Consider the following 22,745-nt stretch of genomic DNA (forward strand, 5'->3'; position numbering starts at 1 on the left):
GGAGCGAGCCTGCTCGCGAAGGCGTCGGCGCATTCAACCTCTTCTTAGCCTGCCCCCCCCACCGCTATCGCCATTCGGCGTTGGGCACTGCTGCGGGATTATTCCGACACGGCAGCTGCGAAGCCTCTTCATAGAACAGTCGAACGTTCTCACCACACGCGGCGATTCGTCCTACAGGTGTTTTTACGAGCGGCGCCTACCGTTGAAAAAGGGACGAAAAGCAAGGCCAAGAGGCCTTGACCGATTCGATTATCGAGACAACACTATACGTAGGTAGCGTACAGAACATGGATGCTCTATTTATCGAATTGCCTGTATTTCAGAAGCACCGAGATGACTATCTGGATGACGATCTGTTTCGCAGCTTTCAACTGGAGTTACTGAAAAACCCGGAAGCGGGCGATCTCATAGAAGACACAGGTGGGCTTCGTAAAATTCGCTTTGGCGACCAACGAAGAGGGAAAGGCAAGCGCAGCGGATTACGAGTGATTTATTACTGGTGGTCAGGCTTCGATCAGTTCTGGCTCTTTACCGTCTACAACAAAAACGAGCAGGACGATTTGACGCCTGCCCAGAAAAAACTTTTCAGAAAAACACTGGATAGAGAACTCAACGCGAGAACCCATTATGAAACGTGACATTTTTTCCGAACTGATGGATGGACTGGAAGCACTGGCCGATGAACGCCAAGGCAAAATCACCTTGCGTACCCACAAAGTTCAGCTGCCAAAACTGATGCCGATCACTGCGGAGGAAGTGGTAGCCATCCGTCAGCAACTTAATCTTTCCCGGTCAGTATTCGCGATGTATCTACGCACCAACACGCGAACGCTCGAAAACTGGGAGCAAGGACGAGCAACGCCCAATGCTCAGGCCACAACCCTGATCCGTCTGGTCGAGCGTTTTCCACAGACAATCGAACAACTCGCAGCCCTGACCTGACACAGGGTTGTGATTCCAGCCACATGACGAAATTGTAATTCCCTCATCACCTTGGCGTTATCCGCAGCTTGCAACGATGTGACCCGGCGACCATGCCGGCGGGCCCTGCCCCGCCGAACAACAAAACCCACGCCGAAGCACGTTCCCGTTCTGCCGAACCCAAGGAGTGTTTGATGGTTAACCCTACAAAAATATCGATGGCCGCTTTAGCGGTGGTGGTCGGCTCAGGGCCGTCCGTGGTGTTTGCAGAAGACAAGCCTGAAGGCTTTGTCGAAGGCAGCAGCCTGACGCTGCTCAACCGCAACTTCTACTTCAATCGTGATCATCGCAACGGCCAGTCCAGCCCCACCGGCAACGGTTATTCCGAAGCCTGGGCGCATGCCGTGATCAGCAAGTTCGAATCCGGTTTTACCCAAGGCACCGTCGGCTTCGGTGTCGATGCGTTTGCGATGATCGGGCTGAAGCTCGATACCGGTGACGGGCGAAATGGCGGGCGCAGTTCGTTCGATGTGTTGCCGGTGAACAGTGATGGCGAGGCGCGAGACGAATACACCAAAGTCGGTGGCGCGGCCAAGGTGCGGGCGTTCGATACGGTGGTCAAGGTTGGCGATGTGTTCCCGGCCAATCCGGTGGTTGCGGCGGGTGACTCGCGCTTGTTGCCGGAGAGCTTTCGCGGGGTGACGGCGAGCAACACCAGCATTGAAGGTCTATCGGTGCAGGGCGGGCGGTTGCATGCGATGAGCCAACCGGTGTCGAGCGACATGCGCGAGAACTTCGCCACGTTCTACGCCGGGCCGGTCAATTCGCCGTGGATCGCTTATGGTGGCGGCGATTACGCGTTGAACAAGAACCTCAGTTTCAGTCTGTATTCCAGCCGTCTCAAGGATGCGTGGAATCAGTATTACGCCGGTACGGCCTGGACGTATCCGCTGTCCGATGACCTCTCACTGTTCGGTGGCCTGAACTATTACAAGGCCGTCGACGAGGGCAAGCAACTGCTCGGCGAATTCGACAACAACATCTGGAGTGGCCGCGTCGGCGTCAAGCTTGGTGCCCACTCCGTCGCCCTCTCCCACCAGCGCAACAACGGTAATGACGACTTCGATTACCTGCGCCAGTCCGACTCGATCTTCCTCGACAACTCGATCCAGTACAGCGATTTCAACTCGCCGAAAGAACGCTCGTGGATGGTGCGGTATGACCTCGACATGAGCACTTACGGCGTGCCGGGTCTGTCGTTCATGACCCGTTACGCGCGCGGCACCGACGCTGATTATTCCAACGCAAACGCCGTGTATATGCGCCGCGATGCCGAGGGCAATCCGCTGACCGATCAGAAGCGATGGGAGCGCGATATCGAAGTCAAATACGTGGTGCAAAGCGGTTCGATGAAGGACCTGTCACTGCGCTTGCGCCAAGCCACCACCCGCGCCACGGCGTTCGAGTCGGATCTGGATGAAGTGCGGGTGATCGTCGAGTATCCATTGGCGATTCTTTGATTGCGCGGTTGATGCAAATTCACCTTTAGAAGCTCCTTGCTCCTTTGGTAAGAGGTGAATCTTTTGGCGTCCTTCGGGGCGCTTTTTTTTTGCGCTGCGTTTTGCCGTGGTTATGTATTCCAGGTTTAGGCCCGGCCCTCACCCTAGCCCTCTCCCAGAGGTAGAGGGGACTGACCGAGTTGGCTGTTGAAGATACATCGACCTGAAAAACCGAGGCGTACTCTGGTTTTGAATGGCTTGAAGATCTGTTCCCTTTCTCCTTTGGGGTTGTCCGCCGCTTCGAAAAGGGCAGATGAGGGATTGTGAGAGCCTCACGCAACACAAATAAAATCGACCCTCGGTAAATAAGCCACAGGCTCGACATCATCGAGCGCACTGCTCACCGTCAGTTCGCCAATCATTACGACTTGCACGCCTCGAAAAACGTCATCTGATTTCGGCAGCACACCCAGCGATGGTTAATGTCAGCTCCAACGTTTTGGGCGAGCTTTCAATTGGTGTAAGCGAATATTGCTTCGGGCGGGGTTAGCTTCGATAGTCTGCTCGAATGCGTTGAATGCGACGTCATCGAGAAGATACGGTTGCGCCTCCAGAATCGTCTGCTGGCACATGACGGGTGCAAGATCATTCACGTGCTGTTTCTTTCGATCTGTTCTTCGACAGCTTGAAAGGAGATCGGTAATCACATCACGCTCGATTGGACTGGGCATTGACCTGTCTCCGTTGTGTTCGGGCATTGGCCTGCGTTAGCCACGGCGTGGCGAGAAATACAACTCCCGCCACTTTGTCAGTGACCTATTGAGCAGGATCTACGTTATCCAGCGCTTTGTTCACCGCCAGTTCGCCGAGCATGACGACCTGCGCGATGCCGAGCAGGGTCTTGCGATGGGTGCCGCCTAATAGCGCGGCGAAGTCACCGAGCATCACTGTGGCCGAGGCCAGGGATTCGCTGGCGTTGGCCAGTAATGACTCGGTGTCGGCTTTGGGATTGACCAGGAACATCTGGTTGGGGATGTACGGCGCGGACATGATGGCGGCTGAGGGTTTGAGGTAGAAGTCGAGGGCGCGGTCGGCGGCTTCGTGGAGTTTTCGGGTGTCGACGGAGGCGTAGGGGGATGTTGAGTTGGCGTCGGGGATGGCGTCTGCTTCGGGAGGATTGGGTGTTGGCTTTTTCATGATGTTTTACTCAGCTTGAAGGTGGAGCTGGCCCTTTCGGTTCCACGCGAAAGGGTGGCAGCTGTACGCAGGTTGGAACCCGGGCAACTGAGCAAACCCGACAGACTCGAAGTCTCCCGCGCACAGCCGCCATAACGGAGTGCACACATGAAAGTGCGCAAGCATACGTCATGAACAGTGCGTTTTGCTTCAGTTGAGCCGCGGGGTTCCAATCCCGATCGCTGATTTGGCAGCGACCCATACAGGCTAGAGAGCGGACGTCCGACAGACAACCTGAAAACATTGTGGGAAGGTTCCGCACTTCTCACACAACACATAAACATTACGAATTGAAATACAGAACGTGTAGGAGCTGCGTTTCGCCGTAAAGGATTCAGCTCCCGCCGTTGCGACACACGCCCATCACGTTGTACTTGATGGTGTTGAGCTGCCCCTTGGAGTCCTCGTAGGTCATGGCCGTTGGCACCACTTTGCACGCAGGCTGCGGCTTGACCACGCTCACCACTTTGGCCACGTCCAGTTTCATTCCGTATTCGTAATCCTTCACCACCGGCGGCGCTTTGCCCTGGTTGGCGGCGTACTGTTCCATGGCTTTGCTGTTGGCGCTGAGCGCACGTTCAAAGGTGCGGTCACCACCGCCTTCGGCCAGCACATTTACCGACGTCGCCATGACAGCCGCGAATGCGATCAACTTGAGTACTTTCATATCCATTTCCTTCCCGTCCGAGCTTGAAAAAAAGCCCGGCATCGATGCGCGATGAAGGGCTTGTTCAGGTGCAACAGGCTTACAGATCGCGGGTTTTGTCGTCTTTCTTGTCATTGACCACGACCGGGTTGCCGGCGGCTTTTTCCTTGGCGACGAAGAGCTCCATGGAGCGCTCGTTGCTGGTCATCATCCGCTCGAATGTGCGGTCACCGCCGCCTTCGGCCAGGGCCACAGAAGAGATCGCCAGAGCAGCGGCGAAGGCAGTGAGTTGGGCAAGTTTCATCTTTGATTCCTCGTTTAAGTAGCTGACGGAATCAAGGTAACAATCCGAACCTTTCGTGACGGTGGCGGGGAAATTACATATCCGTTATGTGCCGGGCACTCTTCTGAAGTCGAACACAAAACCTGTAGGCCTTCGCCTGCTCGCGATGGCGGTGGGTCAGTCAATGTAGATCTGACTGATAGACCGCTATCGCGAGCAGGCTCACTCCTACAGGGGGATTGCCTAGTTAGATGGAACGGTGTCCTCATCCCGGCGATGGGCGAGTTGATAGAGCGCCGGCAAGATCAGCAACGTCAGGATCGTGGAAGACAAAATCCCGCCGATCACCACGGTCGCCAGTGGTCGCTGCACCTCTGCACCGGTGCCCGTCGCAAGCGCCATGGGAATAAAGCCCAGCGACGCCACCAACGCCGTCATCAACACCGGCCGCAAACGCGTCAACGCACCTTCGTTAATGGCATCGGACAGCGTCCGCCCCTCCTCACGCAAATTACGAATAAACGCAATCATCACCAAGCCGTTCAACACCGCCACCCCGGACAACGCGATAAACCCGACGCCAGCGGAAATCGACAACGGAATATCCCGCAGCCACAGCGCCATGACCCCACCGGTCAAGGCAAACGGAATCCCGGTAAACACCAGCAAGCCGTCCTTCAGATTGTTGAACATCATGAACAACAAGCCGAACACCAGCAGCAACGCCACCGGCACGACAATCTGCAAGCGCTTGGCCGCCGATTGCAGTTGCTCGAACTGGCCGCCCCAACTGGTCCAGTAACCCGCCGGGACTTGCACATCACGCTCGATCACATCGCCGGCCTCGCTGACAAATGAGCCAATGTCACGCCCGCGCACGTTGGCGCTGACGATCACCAGACGCTTGCCATTCTCGCGGCTGACCTGATTCGGCCCGAGCACCAGATCGAGGCTGGCGACGTCTTGCAGCGCGATGAAACCAATCTGATTGGCCGCTGCATTCAGAGGCGCCGGCACCGGAATCAACAGCGCCGACAAGCCATCGATGTCCTTGCGCATGGCATCAGACAAACGCACCACCATGTCGAAACGCCGGTCACCCTCATACAACGTCCCGGCCTGTCGACCACCGACCGCGACCGCAATGGTGTCCTGCACATCACCGACATTCAGCCCATAACGCGCGGCCTTGTCGCGATCAATGTTGATGGTCAGCACCGGCAGCCCGGTTGTTTGTTCAACCTTGACCTCGGAGGCACCGTTGACCTTCTGCATCGCGGCGGCAATTTTCGCAGCGGTGGCGTTGAGCACGTCCATGTCATCACCGAACACCTTCACTGCGACATCGCTGCGCACCCCGGAGATCAGTTCGTTGAACCGCAGTTGAATTGGCTGCGACAGTTCATAGTTGCTGCCCGGCAGCGTCGCGGCGGCGGCTTGCAGTTCGGCCATCAGGGTTTCGCGGGATTTGTCCGGGGCCGGCCACTGCTCTTTCGGCTTGAGCATCACGTAGCTGTCGGAGATATTCGGCGGCATCGGGTCGGAGGCGATCTCGGCGGTGCCGGTGCGAGCGAAAACACGTTCGACCTCCGGCACCTTGGCCAGAATCAATGTCTCGAGGCGCTGCTGCATGTCCACCGATTGCGTCAGGCTGGTGCCCGGCACGCGCAGCGCCTGCAAGGCAAAATCGCCTTCGCTGAGGCTGGGCACAAACTCGCTGCCCATGCGGCTGGTGAGCACACCGCTGAGCACGATCACGCCCAAAGCAGCGCCCACTGCGACAGCACGATGACTCATCACCCATAGCAGCGCCGGCGCATAAACACGACGCGCGCCACGCATCACCGCGCCCTCTTCTTCCTTGACCTTACCGGTCACAAACAACGCAATCGCCGCCGGCACGAAGGTCACCGACAATAGCATCGCGCCAAGCAAAGCGATGACCACAGTGAACGCCATCGGGTGGAACATTTTCCCTTCGACACCGCTCAGGGCAAAGATCGGCAGGTACACGACCATGATGATCAACTGGCCGAAAATCAGCGGTCGCCGCGCCTCTTTCGCCGCCGCAAAGACTTCCTTGAAACGCTCGGCACGGGTCAACAATCGGCCGTGATGCTGCTGCGCGTGAGCCAAGCGGCGCAGGGTGTTTTCGACGATGACCACCGCACCGTCGACAATGATGCCGAAGTCGAGCGCGCCGAGGCTCATCAGATTGGCGCTGACCTTGTTGCTGAACATCCCGGTGAAGGTGAACAGCATCGACAGCGGAATCACCATCGCGGTAATCAGCGCCGCGCGGATATTACCGAGGAACAGAAACAGAATCGCGATGACCAGAATCGCGCCTTCGATGAGGTTCTTTTTCACCGTGGCGATGGCTTTGTCGACCAGGTGCGTGCGGTCGTACACCGGCACGGCGATCACGCCTTGCGGCAAGGATTTGTTGATCTGTTCGAGCTTGCTGGCGACCGCTTGCGAGACCGTGCGGCTGTTCTCGCCGATCAACATGAACACGGTGCCGAGCACCACTTCGCGACCGTTTTCCGTGGCCGCGCCGCTGCGCAATTCGCGGCCGATTTCGACTGTTGCTACGTTCTTCACCCGGATCGGCGTGCCGTCGACATTGGCCATGACAATGTTGGCGATGTCCTCGGTACTCGCCACTTGCCCCGGCGCGCGGATCAGCAACTGCTCGCCGCTGCGCTCGATGTAGCCGGCACCGACGTTGGCGTTGTTACGCTCAAGTGCGGTGACCAGATCGGTCAGCGTCAGCTTGTAGGCGGCCAGGCGTTTCGGATCCGGCGCAATCTGATATTCCTTGGCGAAACCGCCGATGGTGTTGATCTCGGCGACACCCGGCACGTTGCGTAATTGCGGCTTGATGATCCAGTCCTGAATCACCCGCAGATCGGTCGGCGTGTAGGCTGTGCCGTCGTCCTTCAGCGCGCCTTCCTTGGCTTCCACGGTCCACAGAAAGATCTCGCCGAGGCCGGTGGAGATCGGCCCCATGACCGCCTCCGCGCCTTCGGGCAATTGCTCCTTGGCGATCTGCAAACGCTCGTTGACCAATTGGCGAGCGAAAAACAGGTCGGTGCCGTCCTTGAAGATCACCGTGACCTGCGACAGCCCCGAACGCGACAACGAACGGGTCTGCTCCAGCGCCGGCAAACCGGCCATGGCGGTTTCAATCGGGAAAGTGATGCGCTGCTCGGTTTCCAGCGGCGAGAACCCGGCGGCGCCGGTGTTGATCTGCACCTGGACGTTGGTGATGTCGGGCACGGCGTCGATCGGCAGTTTTTGATAACTGGCGATGCCGAGGCCGGCCATGAGCAGAACGGCGAGCAGGACGATAATGCGCTGCTCGATGGCAAACTGGATCAGGCGTTCGAACATGGGATTCTTCCGGATCAGTGGCTGTGCTCGGCTGAGGCTTTGCCCAGTTCCGATTTGAGGACGAAGCTGCCAGCGCTGGCGACTTGCGCGCCCGGCTCCAGGCCTTGGGTGATTTCCACGTGGCCGGCGGCGCGACTGCCCAGCTCAACCGCGCGCGCTTCGAAACCGTCGTCGGTTCGCACGAATACCGTTGGTTTATCCTCCACGGTCTGGATCGCAGATTCCGGCACGGCGACTTTCGCTTCGCGGCTGTCGGTCGCCACCAGCGCAGTGACGAACAGACCGGGGCGCCACGAGCCTTGCGGGTTTTCCAGCGTTACGCGAACGGTCGCAGTGCGGGTTTGTTCGCCGAGCAAGCTGCCGACGTAAGCCACGCTGCCGACGACTTCCGCGTTCAATTCCGGGGCGCTGACGGTGACCGCTTTGCCGATTTGAACCTTGTTCAGATCCTTCGGTGAAACGCCGAACGTGACCCATACTCGCGACAGATCCGAGAGCGTGAATGCCGCCGTGGTTTCATCAACGACTTCCCCCGGCGTCAGGTGTTTTTCCACCACCACGCCGTCGAACGGCGCGCGCAATTCGTAACGGTTGCCACCGGTGGCGACCACGCTGCCGCTGAGCACGCTGATCTTTTGCCGGGCATTGCTCACGGCGATTTCGGCTTCTTGCAGTGCCTGGCGCGCCTGGAGGAAATCCTGCTCGGCGGAGATCTTGTCCTGCCAGAGCTTTTTCTCGCGCTCGTAGGTGGTGCGCGCCAGGGCCAAGCGACGCGCCGCGGCGGCTTGTTCGCTGCGTTGATCGGAGATCTGCTGACTGGCGATCACCGCCAGCAACTGGCCCTTCTTCACGGTTTGCCCGAGGTTGACTGCCACCGACTCGACCACACCCGGGACGCGCGGCACGACGTGGGCGGTGCGGTCTTCGTCGAAGCGCACTTCGCCGGGGAACGGCAGGCCAAGGCTGATGTTTTGCGCCTTTGCTTCGGCGAGTTGAATACCGGCAGCCGTGATCTGCTCGACGCTCAATTCGATGTGCCCTTCTTCGGCATGTTCAGCCGCTGCACCTTCTTCGGCGTGATCGGCGTGTTCAGCAGCCTCATCGGCGTGGGCGTCGATGCTTGAGTTACCGGCCCACTGCGATCCGATGCCAATGCCCAGCGCCAACGTCGCCACCGCGACAATCATCAGTTTTTTATCCATGGAAACTCCTCTGCACCGTACCTGCGCGCAGTGATGTGAAAGGTGAAATTCAAGGGCTGACGGCGAGCTCGCCGAAGATCCGTTCAATGCGTACGCGGGCGTCGGTGGCGTCGCTGACGGCCTGGATGTATTGGCTTCGCGCAGCGATCAACGTGCGTTGCGCATCGAGCACATCAAGGAAGCCGAACTTGCCCATTTCGAAACCGCGCGTGGCGCTGTCGACCGCACTTTGCGCGGCGGGCAGGATGGTCTGGTTGAACGCTTTGACTTCGCCATTGGCGGTCTGCCATTGCTCGAGACTGGTCTGGATTTCCGTGCGCAATCGCAGCTCGGTGGCGTTGCGCAGATCCCGTGCCTGATCGGTTCGGCGGGCGGCCGCGAGGACGTTGCCCTGATTGCGGTTGAACAGCGGAATCGGCATCGACAGGCCGACCACGTTGACCCGCTCGCGCTCGGTTTCGCTGTATTGGCTGCCGATGCTCACGGTAAGGTCGGGGATGCGCTGGGACTTTTCCAGGCCCAATGACGCTTCGCGCTGATCGATCTGCAACGTGGCCAGACGCAGCTCGGCGGTCTCGTTCAGACGCTCGAGCAATCGTGTCGGTGGAGGAACGGCCGGCATGCTTTGCGTGGGCGCCTGTACCTTGCTCGACGTCGGCAACGGTGTGCCCATGACTTGCGCCAACTGCTGATAGGCATTGGCCTGATCGCGTTCGGCGCGGCTCAGCTCCAGGCGCACTTCCGAGAGCTGCACTTGCGCCCGCGTGCCCTCGACGGGCGACGATTTACCCGCCTCGATGCGCCCCTGCGCCACGCGTAAACCGTGCTCGGCCAGTTGCAGCGACTGCCGAGACAGCTGCAAACGTTGCTGTGCGGTTTGCGCGCTGTTGAACGCCTGAATAACATCGGCACGCAAGGCATTGCGCTTGCGCGCAAGCTCGAGGCTGGCAGCGTCTTGCGCACGGCTGGCGACATCGATGCGTGCACCGCGTTTGCCGCCAAGTTCAATCGGTTGACTGAGCATCACCGTGGTCGTGCGCGACTCGCGCCGAGTGTCTTCAGCCTCCCAGGAGACTTCGGGGTTGGGGATCAGACCAGCCTGCACACGATCGCCTTCGGCAATGCCGATTTCCCACTGCGCGGCGGCCAGATCCGGGTTACCGGCGAAGGCGCTTCGCAAGGCTTGATCCAGCGTCAACGTCGAGGCATTCGCCAGACTGGCACTGGCCAATAACAGCAGGCCGCCGAGTGTTTTTTGCAGGCGTGATTGCGCCGTCAGTTCTATTAAACCGGGCAATGGCAGACTTCCTTAATTCAAGAATCTTTGATGCCGCCACGGTAGGGTTTTGAACTTATCGACAAGGTGACTGGAACATTACAAATCCGTTATCCACGGTTTGAACTCGTTGTTTTGTTTTAGGATGCGAAATGCGAACGCTGTTGTCGTAATACATCGAAACAAATGCACGCTAGTTATCTGCTGAACTGCACTTGTGTAAATCAATGTCATGGGAATTTTGCAGTTTGTGCTGCGACAGGCTGTCGCAGAGCTCCGTTTTTAAACGCTTGGCGGTTGACCCTGTAGCCACTACAACCTTTATTGTCCTGGCCTCCCCTCGCCCCAGCCCTCTCCCGGAGGGAGAGGGAGCCGACCAAGTTGTCTGGCGTTATTTATCGACCTGCTACATCAAGTTGATTATGGATTCAGTAAAGCTTTTTCATGTCGGCGTAGTTCTGAAATATCCCCCATTCAGTCCCCTCTCCCTCCGGGAGAGGGCTAGGGTGAGGGCCTTTTGTAATTAAATATCCATTAAATAAAAGTGGTGAAAGATCATGCGAATCCTTGTCGTCGAGGACGAGCTTAAAGCTGCCGAATACTTGCATCAGGGTTTGACCGAAAGTGGCTATGTCGTTGACCACGCCGCCACCGGTGCCGATGGCCTGCATCTGGCGCAGCAACAAGCGTATGACCTGATTATTCTCGACGTGAACCTGCCGGAACTGGATGGCTGGGGCGTGCTGGAGCAACTGCGTCGCACCCATTCGACGCGGGTGATGATGCTGACAGCGCGCGGGCGTCTGGCCGACAAGATTCGTGGTCTCGATCTGGGCGCCGACGATTATCTGGTCAAGCCGTTCGAGTTTCCCGAACTGCTGGCGCGGGTGCGCACCTTGATGCGTCGTAGCGAAAATATCCCGGTGCCGCAGGTGCTGAAAGTCGCTGATCTGGAGCTCGATCCGGGCCGCCATCGCGCGTTTCGCGGGCAACAGCGGATCGATCTGACCACCAAGGAATTCGCCCTGCTGCATCTGCTGATGCGTCAGTCCGGCGAAGTGCTGACGCGCACACAAATCATCTCGTTGGTGTGGGACATGAATTTCGACTGCGACACCAACGTGGTCGAAGTGTCGATCCGCCGTTTGCGGGCGAAGATCGACGACCCGTTCGACAGCAAACTGATCCACACCCTGCGCGGTGTCGGCTATGTGCTGGAGGCACGGGAATGAAGCCCTCCAGCCTGTCGATGCGCCTCGGTTTGACGGTGAGTATTCTCGGTGCGCTGCTGGTGGTGTTCCTGGCGATCCTTGCCTATTTCGCCCTGACCCATGAGCTGAATTCGCTTGCCAGAGACAGCCTGGAAAAGAAGATGGCGCAGGTGGAGCACAGCCTGTCGTTGTACGTCGATGCCAATGAAATCACCGGCAAGCCGCATATTCTTCTGGACCAGGTGATGGGGCACGACAACCTGACGCTGACCATTTATGACCGCCTCAATCATCGCTCGCCGCTGCTCAAATCCGGCTCGGGATTGAGCGATCCGCGCGTCGAATTGAAAGCGGTGCGCGCCACCACCGATCAACTGACCTACAGCGACAGCACCGACGCGCTAGGCAAGAAATTCCTCACCGCCTCGAAACTGATTCGCCTCAAGGACAGCAGCAGCGTGCCGGTGCTGCTGTCAGTGGATAACGCTCACGATGAGGCGTTGCTCAGCGCCTATCTGCGCTCGACGCTGATTGCCTTGCCGTTGTTGCTGGTGTTTATCGGCCTGACCGCTTGGGGCGCGGTGCAGCGTGGTTTGGCGCCGTTGCGCGAGTTTCGAAAGGTCGCGGCAATGGTTTCGACCCAGGATCTGGAACATCGGTTATCGGTGGTGAACATGCCGCAGGAGCTGAGCGAATTGGCGCAAGGCATCAACTTCATGCTGCATCGGCTGGATGCCGGGGTGCAGCAGTTGTCGCAATTCTCCGATGATCTGGCGCATGAGTTGCGCACGCCGATCAATAACCTGATGGGCAAGGCGCAGGTGACCTTGTCCCGCGAGCGCACGACCGAAGAATACAAGGACGTGCTGGTGTCGTGCACCGAGGAACTGGACCGCGTGGCGCGGATTGTCTCGGACATGCTGTTTCTCGCACAGGTGAGTCATCCGTCGGCACTGGCACCGTTTGAAGCGGTGGCGCTGGAGGACGAGGCGGCAAAGGTCGCGGAGATGTTTTCGTTGTCGGCGCAGGACAAGAATATTCATTTGAATGTCATTGGCAGCGCACAGGTGATGGGCGATCGGTTAATGATTCAGCGGGCTATTTCCAATCTGCTGTCCAACGCGCTGCGTCATTGCCCGAACGGGAAAACCGTGACGCTGCTGATTGAACAAAGTGCGACGCAGGCATCCCTGCTGGTCAGCAACCCCGGCGCCGGAATTGAGGCTCAGCATTTGCCGTATCTGTTCGACCGCTTCTACCGCGTCGACAGCAGCCGCTCACGCTCGCAGGGCAGCACCGGGTTGGGGCTCGCAATCGTGCGCTCGATCATGAGCCTGCATCAGGGTGTGGCGCAGGTTAAGAGTTTGCCGGGGGCGATGACCGTGTTCCGCATCGGTTTTCCTGCGGTGCCATCAACGGCCCCATCGCTGGCAAGCCAGCTCCCACAGTGATCTCGGGTATTCCAGGAATTTGTGGACACCACCGAAACCTGTAGGAGTGAGCCTGCTCGCGGTTGCGGTGGGTCCGTCGATATCTTTGTCGTCTGACACGCCGCTTTCGCGAGCAGGCTCACTCCTACAGTGATTTGCGGTGCATACGCAATTTGAGGGCTCCACAGAAACCTGTGGGAGCTGGCTTGCCAGCGATGGCGGCGGGTCAGTCGATATTTTTGTACGATTTTTTACCGATTTGCTCCCGTCCCCACACAAACGCCGAAAGCTCTCGCCGCAACCTCCGTTTTGTCCTACAGCCAGTTTTGAGTAGATAGCTCTATCGTGGAGGCCTTGGCAGATGGAATACCGACGAGAGGCTAAAAATGAACAGGGATATCGTTTGCGAATGGGCTGAAGAAGTCTATGGTTTGGCAGCGTTGAAATATTCTGGCTATATTTGTCCAGAATACAGGGGTGAGCTGATGATCATCGTTCCGTTGGCTGAAGCCAAAAACAATTTATCCAAACTCGTCGATGATGCCGCTGCAGGCCAAGTCATCACGATTGCCAAGCATGGGCGGGCGATGGCTCGCCTCGTTCCCGTAGGAAAACCCAGCGCTCAGCGTATTGGCGCAATGAAAGGCAAACTGGTGTTGCCCGACGATTTCGACTCACCATTGCCCGATGACATGCTTGATGCATTTGAGGGCACTCAAGCATGAGGCTTCTGCTCGACACGCACATTTTGCTCTGGACGCTCAGTGATGACGCCAGACTGTCCGGCAAAGCCAGAAAACTGATTGAGAACGCCGCCGAAATCTACATCAGTGCCGCCACCTTCTGGGAAATGGCGATCAAGGTCGGGCTCGGCAAGCTGAATGTTGATCTGGAAGAAATCCGCCAATATTGTCTCGACAGTGGCTTTATCGAACTGCCAGTGACTGCAGAGCACGCCATCGCCGTGAAGGATCTTGAGCACCATCATCGCGATCCGTTTGACCGCATTATCGTGGCCACAGCAATGACTGAACCAATGAAGTTGCTCACGGCTGATGCTTTGGTTGCTCGTTACACCGATCTGGCTGTTCTGGTCTGATCAAGACACATCCAGTACCGGCACACATCAATGCTGGCAGCCAGGCCGCCATCGCTGGCAAGTCGAATCGTCGAACCGCAGCTCCCACAGTGATCTGCGGCGTGCTCGGAGTTTGTGAACATCCCAGAAAACTGTGGGAGCTTGCCTGCAAGCGAAAGCGGTAGATCAGACGCAAAAAAAACGGCACCTCGCGGTGCCGTTTGCCTTTCACATTTCCCCTATCACTTACGCGCATCCGCCCACGATTTCAGCAGTTCGTTGTAGCTCACGGTCTCGCCTTTCGGCTTCTCGTTGGCCAGTTTCGGTTTCGGTGCGCCTGGCTGATCAAACCAGTACTGGGCATCGCGTTCCGGATTCATCTTCGGTGCACAAACGGCCTGGGCCTTGGAGCGTTCGAGGCGCGTCATGATCGCGTCCTGATCCTTGGCCAAACCATCGAGCGCCTGTTGCGGGGTTTTCTCGCCACTGGCCGCTTCGGCGATGTGGCTCCACCACAGTTGCGCCAGACGCGGATAATCCGGCACGTTGGTCCCGGTCGGGGTCCATTGCACGCGGGCCGGGCTGCGGTAGAACTCGACCAGGCCACCGAGTTTCGGCGCCAGATCGGTCATCGCCTGCGAGTTGATGTCCGACTCGCGAATCGGCGTCAGCCCTACGATGGTTTTCTTCAGCGACACGGTTTTCGAGGTCACGAACTGTGCATACAGCCAAGCCGCGAGTTTCTGCTTTTCAGGCGTGGATTTCATGAACGTCCAAGAACCCACGTCCTGATAGCCGAGCTTCATGCCCTCCTCCCAATACGGCCCACGCGGCGATGGCGCCATGCGCCATTTCGGCGTGCCGTCGGCGTTGACCACCGGCAGGCCCGGTTTGGTCATGTCAGCGGTGAACGCGGTGTACCAGAAGATCTGCTGAGCGATGTTGCCCTGCGACGGCACCGGGCCGGACTCGGAGAAGGTCATGCCCGCCGCTTCCGGTGGCGCGTACTTCTTCAGCCAGTCGACATACTTGGTGGTGGCAAACACCGCCGCCGGGCCGTTGGTGTCGCCGCCACGGGTCACGCTGGAGCCGACCGGGTGGCAGTCCTCGACACGAATCCCCCACTCGTCCACCGGCAAGCCATTAGGTAGCCCCTTGTCGCCGCCACCGGCCATGGAGAACCAGGCATCGGTAAAGCGCCAGCCCAGCGACGGGTCTTTCTTGCCGTAGTCCATGTGCCCGTAAACGCGCTTGCCGTCGATTTCCTTGACGTCTTCGCTGAAGAATTTGGCGATGTCTTCATAGGCCGACCAGTTCACCGGCACGCCCAATTCGTAGCCGTACTTTTCCTTGAACTTGGCTTTCAGGTCAGCACGCTCGAACCAGTCGGCGCGGAACCAGTAGAGGTTGGCGAATTGCTGGTCGGGCAGTTGATAGATCTTGCCGTCCGGCGCGGTGGTGAACGAGATGCCGATAAAATCCTTGATGTCGAGGGTCGGCGAGGTGAAGTTCTTGCCTTCATTGGCCATCAGGTCGGTGATCGATTCGGTCTTGCCGTAGCGAAAGTGCGTACCGATCAGGTCCGAGTCGTTGACCCAGCCGTCATAGATATTCTTGTCCGACTGCATCACCGTCTGCATTTTCTCGACCACGTCGCCTTCTTGTAGCAGGTCGTGGGTGAGCTTGATCCCGGTGATTTCGCTGAACGCCTTGGCCAGCACCTTCGACTCGTATTCGTGAGTGGTCAGGGTCTCGGAAACGACCTTGATGTCCATGCCGCGAAAAGGCTCGGCTGCCTTGATGAACCACTTCAGTTCTTCGAGTTGCTGCTCGGCCGTCAGGGTCGACGGCTTGAATTCACTGCCGATCCATTTTTTCGCCGCGTCTTCGTAGGCATCCGCCCACGCGGCGGCGCTCAAACCGCTGAGTGCCAGCATGGCTGCCAATGAAATGCTATGTCGCAGCTTATTGTTTTTGTCGAACATAGAGACCTCCTGTTTAAGTTGTGGAGCCGCGTTGCCGAACGACTCGACTAGCCCCAACGCATCACAGCCAACAGCCACACCAGGGACAACGCGGACGCCACCCAGATGCTCCAGTCGGTGGCGCCGATCACCAGCAAATGCAGGTAGGCGCTGCCGAGAAGACCGATAAACAAGCGATCGCCACGGGTGGTGGCAATCGGCAGAAAACCTCGCCGCAGGATGCTCGGCGAGCGCAATTCCCACGTGGTCATGCCGACCAGAATCAGGCCGATGACGATGAAGAATGCTGCAGTAGGCGTGGTCCAGCTCATCCATTCCATCATCAGCTCCTCAGACCCGACCGAGGGCAAAGCCCTTGGCCACGTGGTTGCGAACAAACCAGATCACCAGCATGCCGGGCAGAATGGTCAACACCCCCGCTGCTGCCAGCACGCCCCAGTCGATACCCGACGCCGACACCGTACGCGTCATGACGGCGGCAATCGGCTTGGCGTTTACCGAGGTCAACGTGCGCGCCAGCAGCAATTCGACCCAGGAAAACATAAAGCAGAAAAACGCCGTCACACCGATGCCGGAACCGATCAGCGGGATGAAAATCTTCACGAAGAACTTGGGGAAACTGTAGCCGTCGATGTAGGCGGTTTCGTCGATTTCTTTCGGCACACCGGACATGAAACCCTCAAGAATCCACACCGCTAGCGGCACGTTAAACAGGCAATGCGCCAAAGCCACGGCGATGTGCGTGTCGAACAGGCCAATCGACGAATACAGCTGGAAGAACGGCAGCAGAAACACCGCTGGCGGCGCCATGCGGTTGGTCAACAGCCAGAAAAACAGGTGCTTGTCGCCGAGAAAACGGTAGCGAGAAAACGCATACGCCGCCGGCAGCGCCACGCTCAGAGAGATCACCGTGTTCAAACTCACGTAATACAGCGAGTTGAGATAACCGGTGTACCAGCTCGGGTCGGTAAAGATCACCTTGTAGTTCGCCAGCGTAAAGGCCTGTGGGAAAAGTGTCAGGCCGCCAAGGATTTCGGTGTTGCTCTTGAACGACATGTTCAGCAGCCAGTAGATCGGCACCAGCAGGAACAGGATGTACACCAGCAACGGAATAAGCTTTCTTTTGCTCATGGCCGGGCCTCAGCGGTTGGCGTCGGAGTGCGTCATGGCGGTGTAGAACAGCCAGGACACCAACAGGATGATCAGGAAGTACACCAGCGAAAACGCCGCTGCCGGACCGAGGTCGAATTGCCCTACGGCCATCTGGGTCAAGGTCTGACTCAAGAAGGTCGTGGCATTGCCCGGCCCGCCGCCGGTGAGCACGAACGGCTCGGTGTAGATCATGAAACTGTCCATGAAGCGCAGCATCACTGCGATCAGCAGCACGCTCTTCAGTTTGGGCAATTGGATATGGCGGAACACCGCCCAGGCCGAAGCCCGATCAATGCGCGCAGCCTGGTAGTACACATCGGGAATCGCGCGCAAACCGGAGAAGCACAGCAGCGCCACCAGCGAAGTCCAATGCCAGACGTCCATCACCAGCACCGTCACCCAGGCGTCCATGGTGTTGGCCGCGTAGTTGTAACTGATGCCCATGGCGTTGAGGCTCGACCCCAGCAAACCAATGTCCGCGCGGCCGAAAATCTGCCAGATGGTGCCGACCACGTTCCACGGGATCAGCAGCGGAATCGCCAGAATGATCAGCACCACCGACGACCAGCGACCTTTGGTTGGCATGGTCAGCGCGACGGCGATACCCAGCGGAATTTCAATCAGCAATACGCAGGCCGAGTAGATGAACTGGCGTAGCAATGAATCGTGCAGACGCGGATCGAGGAGCACTTGCTTGTACCAGTCAGCACCGACGAAGTAGCGGCTGGACTGGTCGAAGATGTCCTGCACCGAATAGTTGACCACGGTCATCATCGGGATCACCGCACTGAACGCCACCAGCAGAAACACCGGCAACACCAGCCACCAGGCCTTGTTGTTCTGCACCTTGTTCATGGCTGCACCTCATCGTCGGCTTCGATCAGAAACTCATCGGCATAAACCATCAGCCACTGCGCCGGAAAACTGATGTACGCCGTGCCCTGCGGCACCGGTTTGTCTTCGGCCAGCCGCACTTTCAACGGGGCACCGTCAAGGTCGAGGGTCATGATCTTGTAGGTGCCAAGGTCTTCGACGTGTACGACCCTGGCCTGCATCGCGTCATCAAACGGCTCGTCCCACACGTGAATAAACTCGGGACGGATGCCGACCTTCAGATTTTTCCACTGGCCGTGTTCGATATGTCGCTGCATGGCGTCGGACAACGGCAGGTGCGTCGAGGCGAAACCGACGCCGCCGGGCTGCGGCTGCACGTCGATCAGGTTCATCCCGGGGCTGCCGATGAAATAGCCGACAAAGGTGTGGCTTGGCCGCTCGAACAATTCCCGTGGCGTGCCGAACTGGACGATCTGGCCGCCGTACATCACCGCAATCTTGTCGGCGAAGGTCGAGGCCTCGAGTTGATCGTGGGTGACGTAGACCATGGTGATGTTGAACTGCTCGTGGATCTGCTTGAGCTTGCGCCGCAGTTTCCACTTCAGGTGCGGGTCGATCACCGTCAGCGGTTCATCGAAGAGGATTGCCGAGACGTCATCGCGGACCAGACCACGGCCCATCGAAACTTTCTGCTTTTCGTCGGCGGTGAGGTTTCGCGCCTTTTTGCTCAGCAGGTTTTGCAGGTCGAGCACTTCGGCAATTTCCTGCACCTTGCTGTGCACTTTCGCCTCGGCCATGCCCTGATTGCGCAGGGGGAAAGCCAGGTTGTCGAACACAGTCATAGTGTCGTACACCACCGGAAACTGGAAAACCTGGGCGATGTTGCGCTTCTCCGGCGTCAGGTCGTTGACCGCTTTGCCGTCGAACAACACGTGGCCCTGCGAGGGGCTGAGCAGGCCGGAAATGATGTTGAGCAAGGTCGACTTGCCGCAACCCGACGGCCCGAGCAAGGCATAGGCGCCGCCCTGCTCCCAGACGTGATCCATCTCGCGGATCGCGTAATCCTCGGCGCCGCTCGGAGTTTTGCTGTAGCTGTGGGCGAGGTGCTGCAAACGGATTTCGGCCATCAGGCAACCCTCGCGACGCGCCGGCCCGGTGCTTGCACCAGACGGCCCTGCGCATCGAAAACGAACAGTTTGTGGGTCGGGATGTAAATGCGGATCGGCGCATCGACGTCGTATTCGTGAACGCCTGGCAGGTGCAGCACCAGCAGGAAATGCTCGTTGCGCACGTGCAGGAAGGTTTCCGAACCGCTGATCTCGGCGACTTCGACGGTGACCGCCAGTTCGAGGTCGTCATCGTTGCTCGGCACCAGCGAGATGTGGCTGGGGCGCACGCCAAAACGGAACTCGCCCTCGCCCACCGGACGCAGATCAACGTTCAACGGGAAGTGCACAAAATTGGCAAAACTGACCTCGTTGCCGGCGATGCGACCGGGCATCAGATTGATCGGCGGTTCGGAGAACAGTTCGGCAGCGAGCACGGTTTGCGGCTGATGATAGACCGAAGTCGACGGCCCGCTCTGAATCACCCGGCCTTCGTGAAGAATGGTCGTGGTGCCGCCGAGTGCCAGCGCTTCGTTGGGTTCGGTGGTGGCGTAAATGGCGATGGTGTGACGCGCCTTGAACAGCTCGCGCATTTCCTGACGCAGTTCTTCGCGCAGTTTGTAGTCGAGGTTGACCAGCGGCTCATCGAACAGAATCAGCTCGGCGTCTTTGACCAATGCGCGGGCCATGGCGGTGCGCTGCTGTTGGCCGCCGGAGAGTTCCAGCGGATAGCGCTGCAGAAACTTCTCGATGCGCAGCATCTTCGCGGTTTCTTGCACTTTGCTATGGATGATCTCTTTCGACACACCGGCCTGTCTCAGCGGCGAGGCGATGTTCTCGAACACGGTCATGGTCGGGTAGTTGATGAACTGCTGATAGACCATCGACACGTTGCGCAGGCGCACCGGGCGTTGGGTGACGTCGACACCGTTCATCAGGATGCGGCCGCTGTCGGGCTTGTCCAGACCAGCCATCAAGCGCATCAGGCTGGTTTTGCCGGACAGCGTACGGCCGAGCAAAACGTTGAAGGAACCGGCTTCGAATTTCAGGCACGCATCGTCGATCCAGGTCTGGCCCTCGACGGTACGGCTGACGTGCTCCAGGGTGAGTGACATGGCTCGGCCTTTTTATTATTGGAGTCAAGCGACCTGTGCACGGGAGCGAGTTTCGTGCCAGAAACGGCAAGTGGTTGATTTATCGTGAAAATCGTTGAAAGCGTGGGAATTGAGCGTTCATTGCTGAACACATTTGAACAGGTGGGCGATTGACAATGAACAATAGTGAACAACACTCTATGAACTCATTTCGGTGAATACCGGGTCCTGTGGGAGCGAGCTTGCTCGCGAATGCAGTGTGTCATTCAACCTATTCGGTGACTGATACTCAGCCTTCGCGAGCAAGCTCGCTCCCACACTTGATCTGTGTTGTTCTCAGGATTTGGGTTTATAACAACAATAAAAATCGCTGCATCAGAGGCCCACTGCCATGGCCGCACCTGCCCCGCCGCTGTCCCACGACGCGATCGTCCAGACATCCTGGCAACGTTGCCGCGCGTTCGGTCTCGACCACCAGAGCACGCCGGCCTTCGATCAACTGCCTGCCGCCGGCATCGCCCATCTGCTCGACAGCCATCATTCGCTGGTGCAGACCACGCATCAGGAAGTCCTGCCCTACTACGAAAACATCCTCAGCAATTCCAACTGCCTGATCATGCTCGCTGACAATCAGGGCCAGGTGCTGACCTCGTGGGGCACGCAGCGCTTTATCGAGCCGAATCTGGCACGCGGCTTTCAAGCTGGGGCGAGCTGGATGGAGCGCTGCAGCGGCACCAACGCGATCGGCACGGCGCTGGCCTGTGAGCAGGCGGTGCACATTGAACACGATGAACACTTTCTCAAGGCCAACCGTTTCATGACCGGTTCCGCCGCGCCGATTTTCGACGCCGAGCGCAAGGTCATTGCCGTGCTCGACGTTTCCAGCGACAGCTACCTGCCGCCCTCGCACACTTTGGGCATGGTCAAGATGATGAGCCAGACCGTGGAGAACCGGCTGATCCTCAACCTGTTCCATGGCCAGCATTTTCAACTGACCTTCAACACCGGGTTGAACAACCTCGACAGTCAGTGGGCCGGGTTGTTGATTTTTGATGAGAGTGGGCAGGTGTTGTCGGCCAACCGTCGGGCTGACAATTTGCTGGGTGTGCGTTTGTCGCGGGTCAGCGTTGAAAGCCTGTTCAAGGTATCGCTGCTGGAGCTGATCAATCAACCGGACGGCTTGCCGTTTGCCCTGCAGACCTCCGGGCGCAACCGTTTTCAGTGTTTGTTGAAGCGGCCGAAGCAGGCATCGATTCAGCCGCGCGTTTTCGCTGCTGAACCCAAAACCGCCGCGCCCACCGCCATCAGCCTCAACACCCTGCACTTCGGCGACAGCCGCGTGGAAAAAGCCGTGCGTCAGGCTGAGCGTTTGCTGGAGAAAGACATTCCGCTGCTGATCCATGGCGAAACCGGGGTCGGTAAAGAGGTCTTCGTCAAAGCCCTGCATCAGGCCAGTTCGCGCAGCAAACAGGCGTTTATCGCCGTCAACTGCGCGGCGATCCCCGCCGAACTGGTGGAATCCGAGTTATTTGGCTACGAGAAAGGCGCATTCACCGGTGCCAATCAGAAAGGCAGCATCGGCCTGATTCGCAAAGCAGACAAAGGCACGCTGTTCCTTGATGAGATTGGTGATATGCCGTTGCCGACTCAGGCGCGGTTGTTGCGGGTTTTGCAGGAGCGCTGTGTGCAACCGGTGGGCAGTAGCGAGTTATTCCCGGTAGATCTGCGGATTATTTCGGCGACCAACCGTTCCTTGCGCGAACAAGTGCAGTTGGGGCGGTTTCGTGAGGATTTGTATTACCGCATTGGTGGGCTGACGCTGGAACTGCCGCCGCTGCGGGAGCGCAGTGATAAAGAGGCATTGTTCAAACGGTTGTGGGAACAACATCGCGAGCCGACGCAGTGGGCCGGGCTGAGTCAGGAAGTGTTGGCGTTGTTTGAAAGGCATCCGTGGCCGGGGAATTTACGGCAAGTCAGCAGTGTGATGCAGGTGGCGCTGGCGATGGCTGAGGAGCAGCCGGTGAGGCTGGAGCATTTGCCGGATGATTTTTTTGTCGATCTGGAGATGGAGCCGGTGGAGAGCGTGGCGCCGTTGGGGCTGGATCTGAATGATGTCGAGGCCTTGAACCGGGAGTTGAAGGCGGCCGGGGGGAATATTTCGCATTTGGCGCGGCGGTTGGGGGTGAGTCGGAATACGCTTTATAAGCGGTTGCGGCAGATTGAGGGTTGAGTGAACCCCTTCCCCTCACCCCGGCCCTCTCCCCCAGGAGAGGGAGCTGACCGCGGTGTCTGGCGTTGTACATCGACCTGAAAAAACCAGTCGATTATGGATTCAAAGCAGCACGTTCAGGTCGGCGTATCTCGTAAACATCCCTCAATCAGTCCCTTCTCCTGCG

Annotated in this window: 21 protein-coding genes; 8 read left to right on the plus strand and 13 right to left on the minus strand. The window is 58.3% G+C overall.

The features are described from left to right. The first annotated feature begins 287 nt into the window (after positions 1-287). The 3 genes from ACZ0A4_RS12795 to ACZ0A4_RS12805 all read left to right on the plus strand — a co-directional run bounded on the left by ACZ0A4_RS12795 (position 288) and on the right by ACZ0A4_RS12805 (position 2,441). Positions 288-638: a type II toxin-antitoxin system RelE/ParE family toxin gene (locus ACZ0A4_RS12795; RefSeq protein WP_093434372.1), complete on the plus strand. Its 351-nt coding sequence runs from the start codon at positions 288-290 to the stop codon at positions 636-638. After that, positions 628-942 carry a helix-turn-helix domain-containing protein gene (locus ACZ0A4_RS12800; protein WP_007964870.1) on the plus strand — a complete coding sequence of 105 codons (315 nt, stop codon included), beginning with the start codon at positions 628-630 and terminating at the stop codon, positions 940-942. The genes ACZ0A4_RS12795 and ACZ0A4_RS12800 overlap by 11 nt, the downstream gene beginning before the upstream one ends. Before the next feature lie 173 nt (positions 943-1,115). Further along, positions 1,116-2,441, plus strand: a complete 1,326-nt coding sequence (locus ACZ0A4_RS12805; protein WP_463575002.1) for an OprD family porin — start codon at positions 1,116-1,118, stop codon at positions 2,439-2,441. Between the two features lie 464 nt (positions 2,442-2,905). On the opposite strand, the gene ACZ0A4_RS12810 is transcribed toward ACZ0A4_RS12805, so the two are convergent. The 7 genes from ACZ0A4_RS12810 to ACZ0A4_RS12840 form a co-directional block, all read right to left on the minus strand. Next, a complete protein-coding gene (locus ACZ0A4_RS12810; RefSeq protein ID WP_463575003.1) occupies positions 2,906-3,151 on the minus strand; it encodes a hypothetical protein in 246 nt (81 codons plus the stop codon). Between the two features lie 85 nt (positions 3,152-3,236). Beyond that, positions 3,237-3,617: a DUF6124 family protein gene (locus ACZ0A4_RS12815; protein WP_463575004.1), complete on the minus strand. Its 381-nt coding sequence runs from the start codon at positions 3,615-3,617 to the stop codon at positions 3,237-3,239. A gap of 373 nt (positions 3,618-3,990) precedes the next feature. Continuing rightward, positions 3,991-4,323, minus strand: a complete 333-nt coding sequence (locus ACZ0A4_RS12820) for a DUF2790 domain-containing protein (protein WP_463575006.1) — start codon at positions 4,321-4,323, stop codon at positions 3,991-3,993. 79 nt (positions 4,324-4,402) lie between these two features. Next, a complete protein-coding gene (locus tag ACZ0A4_RS12825) occupies positions 4,403-4,606 on the minus strand; it encodes a co-regulatory protein PtrA N-terminal domain-containing protein (protein ID WP_463575007.1) in 204 nt (67 codons plus the stop codon). Positions 4,607-4,828: 222 nt separating this feature from the next. Further along, positions 4,829-7,981, minus strand: a complete 3,153-nt coding sequence (locus ACZ0A4_RS12830; protein WP_463575008.1) for a CusA/CzcA family heavy metal efflux RND transporter — start codon at positions 7,979-7,981, stop codon at positions 4,829-4,831. A gap of 14 nt (positions 7,982-7,995) precedes the next feature. Then, a complete protein-coding gene (locus ACZ0A4_RS12835; RefSeq protein WP_463575009.1) occupies positions 7,996-9,183 on the minus strand; it encodes an efflux RND transporter periplasmic adaptor subunit in 1,188 nt (395 codons plus the stop codon). A gap of 49 nt (positions 9,184-9,232) precedes the next feature. Continuing rightward, complete coding sequence (locus ACZ0A4_RS12840; RefSeq protein WP_463575010.1) at positions 9,233-10,480, minus strand: TolC family protein; 1,248 nt, start codon at positions 10,478-10,480, stop codon at positions 9,233-9,235. 536 nt (positions 10,481-11,016) lie between these two features. Between ACZ0A4_RS12840 and ACZ0A4_RS12845 the strand changes: the two genes are divergently transcribed. The 4 genes from ACZ0A4_RS12845 to ACZ0A4_RS12860 all read left to right on the plus strand — a co-directional run bounded on the left by ACZ0A4_RS12845 (position 11,017) and on the right by ACZ0A4_RS12860 (position 14,199). Then, a complete protein-coding gene (locus ACZ0A4_RS12845; protein WP_095048087.1) occupies positions 11,017-11,691 on the plus strand; it encodes a heavy metal response regulator transcription factor in 675 nt (224 codons plus the stop codon). Then, positions 11,688-13,121, plus strand: a complete 1,434-nt coding sequence (locus tag ACZ0A4_RS12850; protein ID WP_463575011.1) for a heavy metal sensor histidine kinase — start codon at positions 11,688-11,690, stop codon at positions 13,119-13,121. Before ACZ0A4_RS12845 ends, ACZ0A4_RS12850 begins: the two co-directional genes overlap by 4 nt. 365 nt (positions 13,122-13,486) lie before the next feature. Beyond that, the gene (locus tag ACZ0A4_RS12855; RefSeq protein WP_224789363.1) at positions 13,487-13,825 is read left to right on the plus strand and encodes a type II toxin-antitoxin system Phd/YefM family antitoxin; all 339 of its coding nucleotides are present in this window, start codon (positions 13,487-13,489) and stop codon (positions 13,823-13,825) included. Further along, positions 13,822-14,199, plus strand: coding sequence for a type II toxin-antitoxin system VapC family toxin (locus ACZ0A4_RS12860; RefSeq protein WP_064389299.1), 378 nt, complete (start codon positions 13,822-13,824; stop codon positions 14,197-14,199). The genes ACZ0A4_RS12855 and ACZ0A4_RS12860 overlap by 4 nt, the downstream gene beginning before the upstream one ends. Before the next feature lie 221 nt (positions 14,200-14,420). Here the strand turns inward: ACZ0A4_RS12860 and ACZ0A4_RS12865 are convergent, their stop codons facing one another. The 6 genes from ACZ0A4_RS12865 to ACZ0A4_RS12890 are packed head-to-tail and all read right to left on the minus strand — an operon-like array spanning position 14,421 to position 20,370. Then, complete coding sequence (locus tag ACZ0A4_RS12865) at positions 14,421-16,163, minus strand: ABC transporter substrate-binding protein (RefSeq protein ID WP_016986564.1); 1,743 nt, start codon at positions 16,161-16,163, stop codon at positions 14,421-14,423. Positions 16,164-16,210: 47 nt separating this feature from the next. After that, positions 16,211-16,483, minus strand: a complete 273-nt coding sequence (locus tag ACZ0A4_RS12870) for a DUF2160 domain-containing protein (RefSeq protein ID WP_007912485.1) — start codon at positions 16,481-16,483, stop codon at positions 16,211-16,213. A 10-nt stretch (positions 16,484-16,493) separates the two neighbouring features. Then, positions 16,494-17,294: a carbohydrate ABC transporter permease gene (locus ACZ0A4_RS12875; RefSeq protein WP_090284391.1), complete on the minus strand. Its 801-nt coding sequence runs from the start codon at positions 17,292-17,294 to the stop codon at positions 16,494-16,496. A gap of 9 nt (positions 17,295-17,303) precedes the next feature. Beyond that, on the minus strand, positions 17,304-18,170 hold the full coding sequence (locus ACZ0A4_RS12880) for a carbohydrate ABC transporter permease (protein WP_007912484.1): 867 nt from the start codon (positions 18,168-18,170) through the stop codon (positions 17,304-17,306). Beyond that, positions 18,167-19,276, minus strand: coding sequence for an ABC transporter ATP-binding protein (locus ACZ0A4_RS12885; protein WP_463575012.1), 1,110 nt, complete (start codon positions 19,274-19,276; stop codon positions 18,167-18,169). Before ACZ0A4_RS12885 ends, ACZ0A4_RS12880 begins: the two co-directional genes overlap by 4 nt. Continuing rightward, positions 19,276-20,370, minus strand: coding sequence for an ABC transporter ATP-binding protein (locus tag ACZ0A4_RS12890; protein ID WP_064117772.1), 1,095 nt, complete (start codon positions 20,368-20,370; stop codon positions 19,276-19,278). The genes ACZ0A4_RS12885 and ACZ0A4_RS12890 overlap by 1 nt, the downstream gene beginning before the upstream one ends. Positions 20,371-20,740: 370 nt before the next feature. On the opposite strand from ACZ0A4_RS12890, the gene ACZ0A4_RS12895 reads away from it, so the two are divergent. Then, a complete protein-coding gene (locus ACZ0A4_RS12895; protein WP_463575013.1) occupies positions 20,741-22,579 on the plus strand; it encodes a sigma-54-dependent Fis family transcriptional regulator in 1,839 nt (612 codons plus the stop codon). Positions 22,580-22,745: the final 166 nt, after the last annotated feature.

The organism is Pseudomonas sp. AC172, assembly GCF_979258595.1.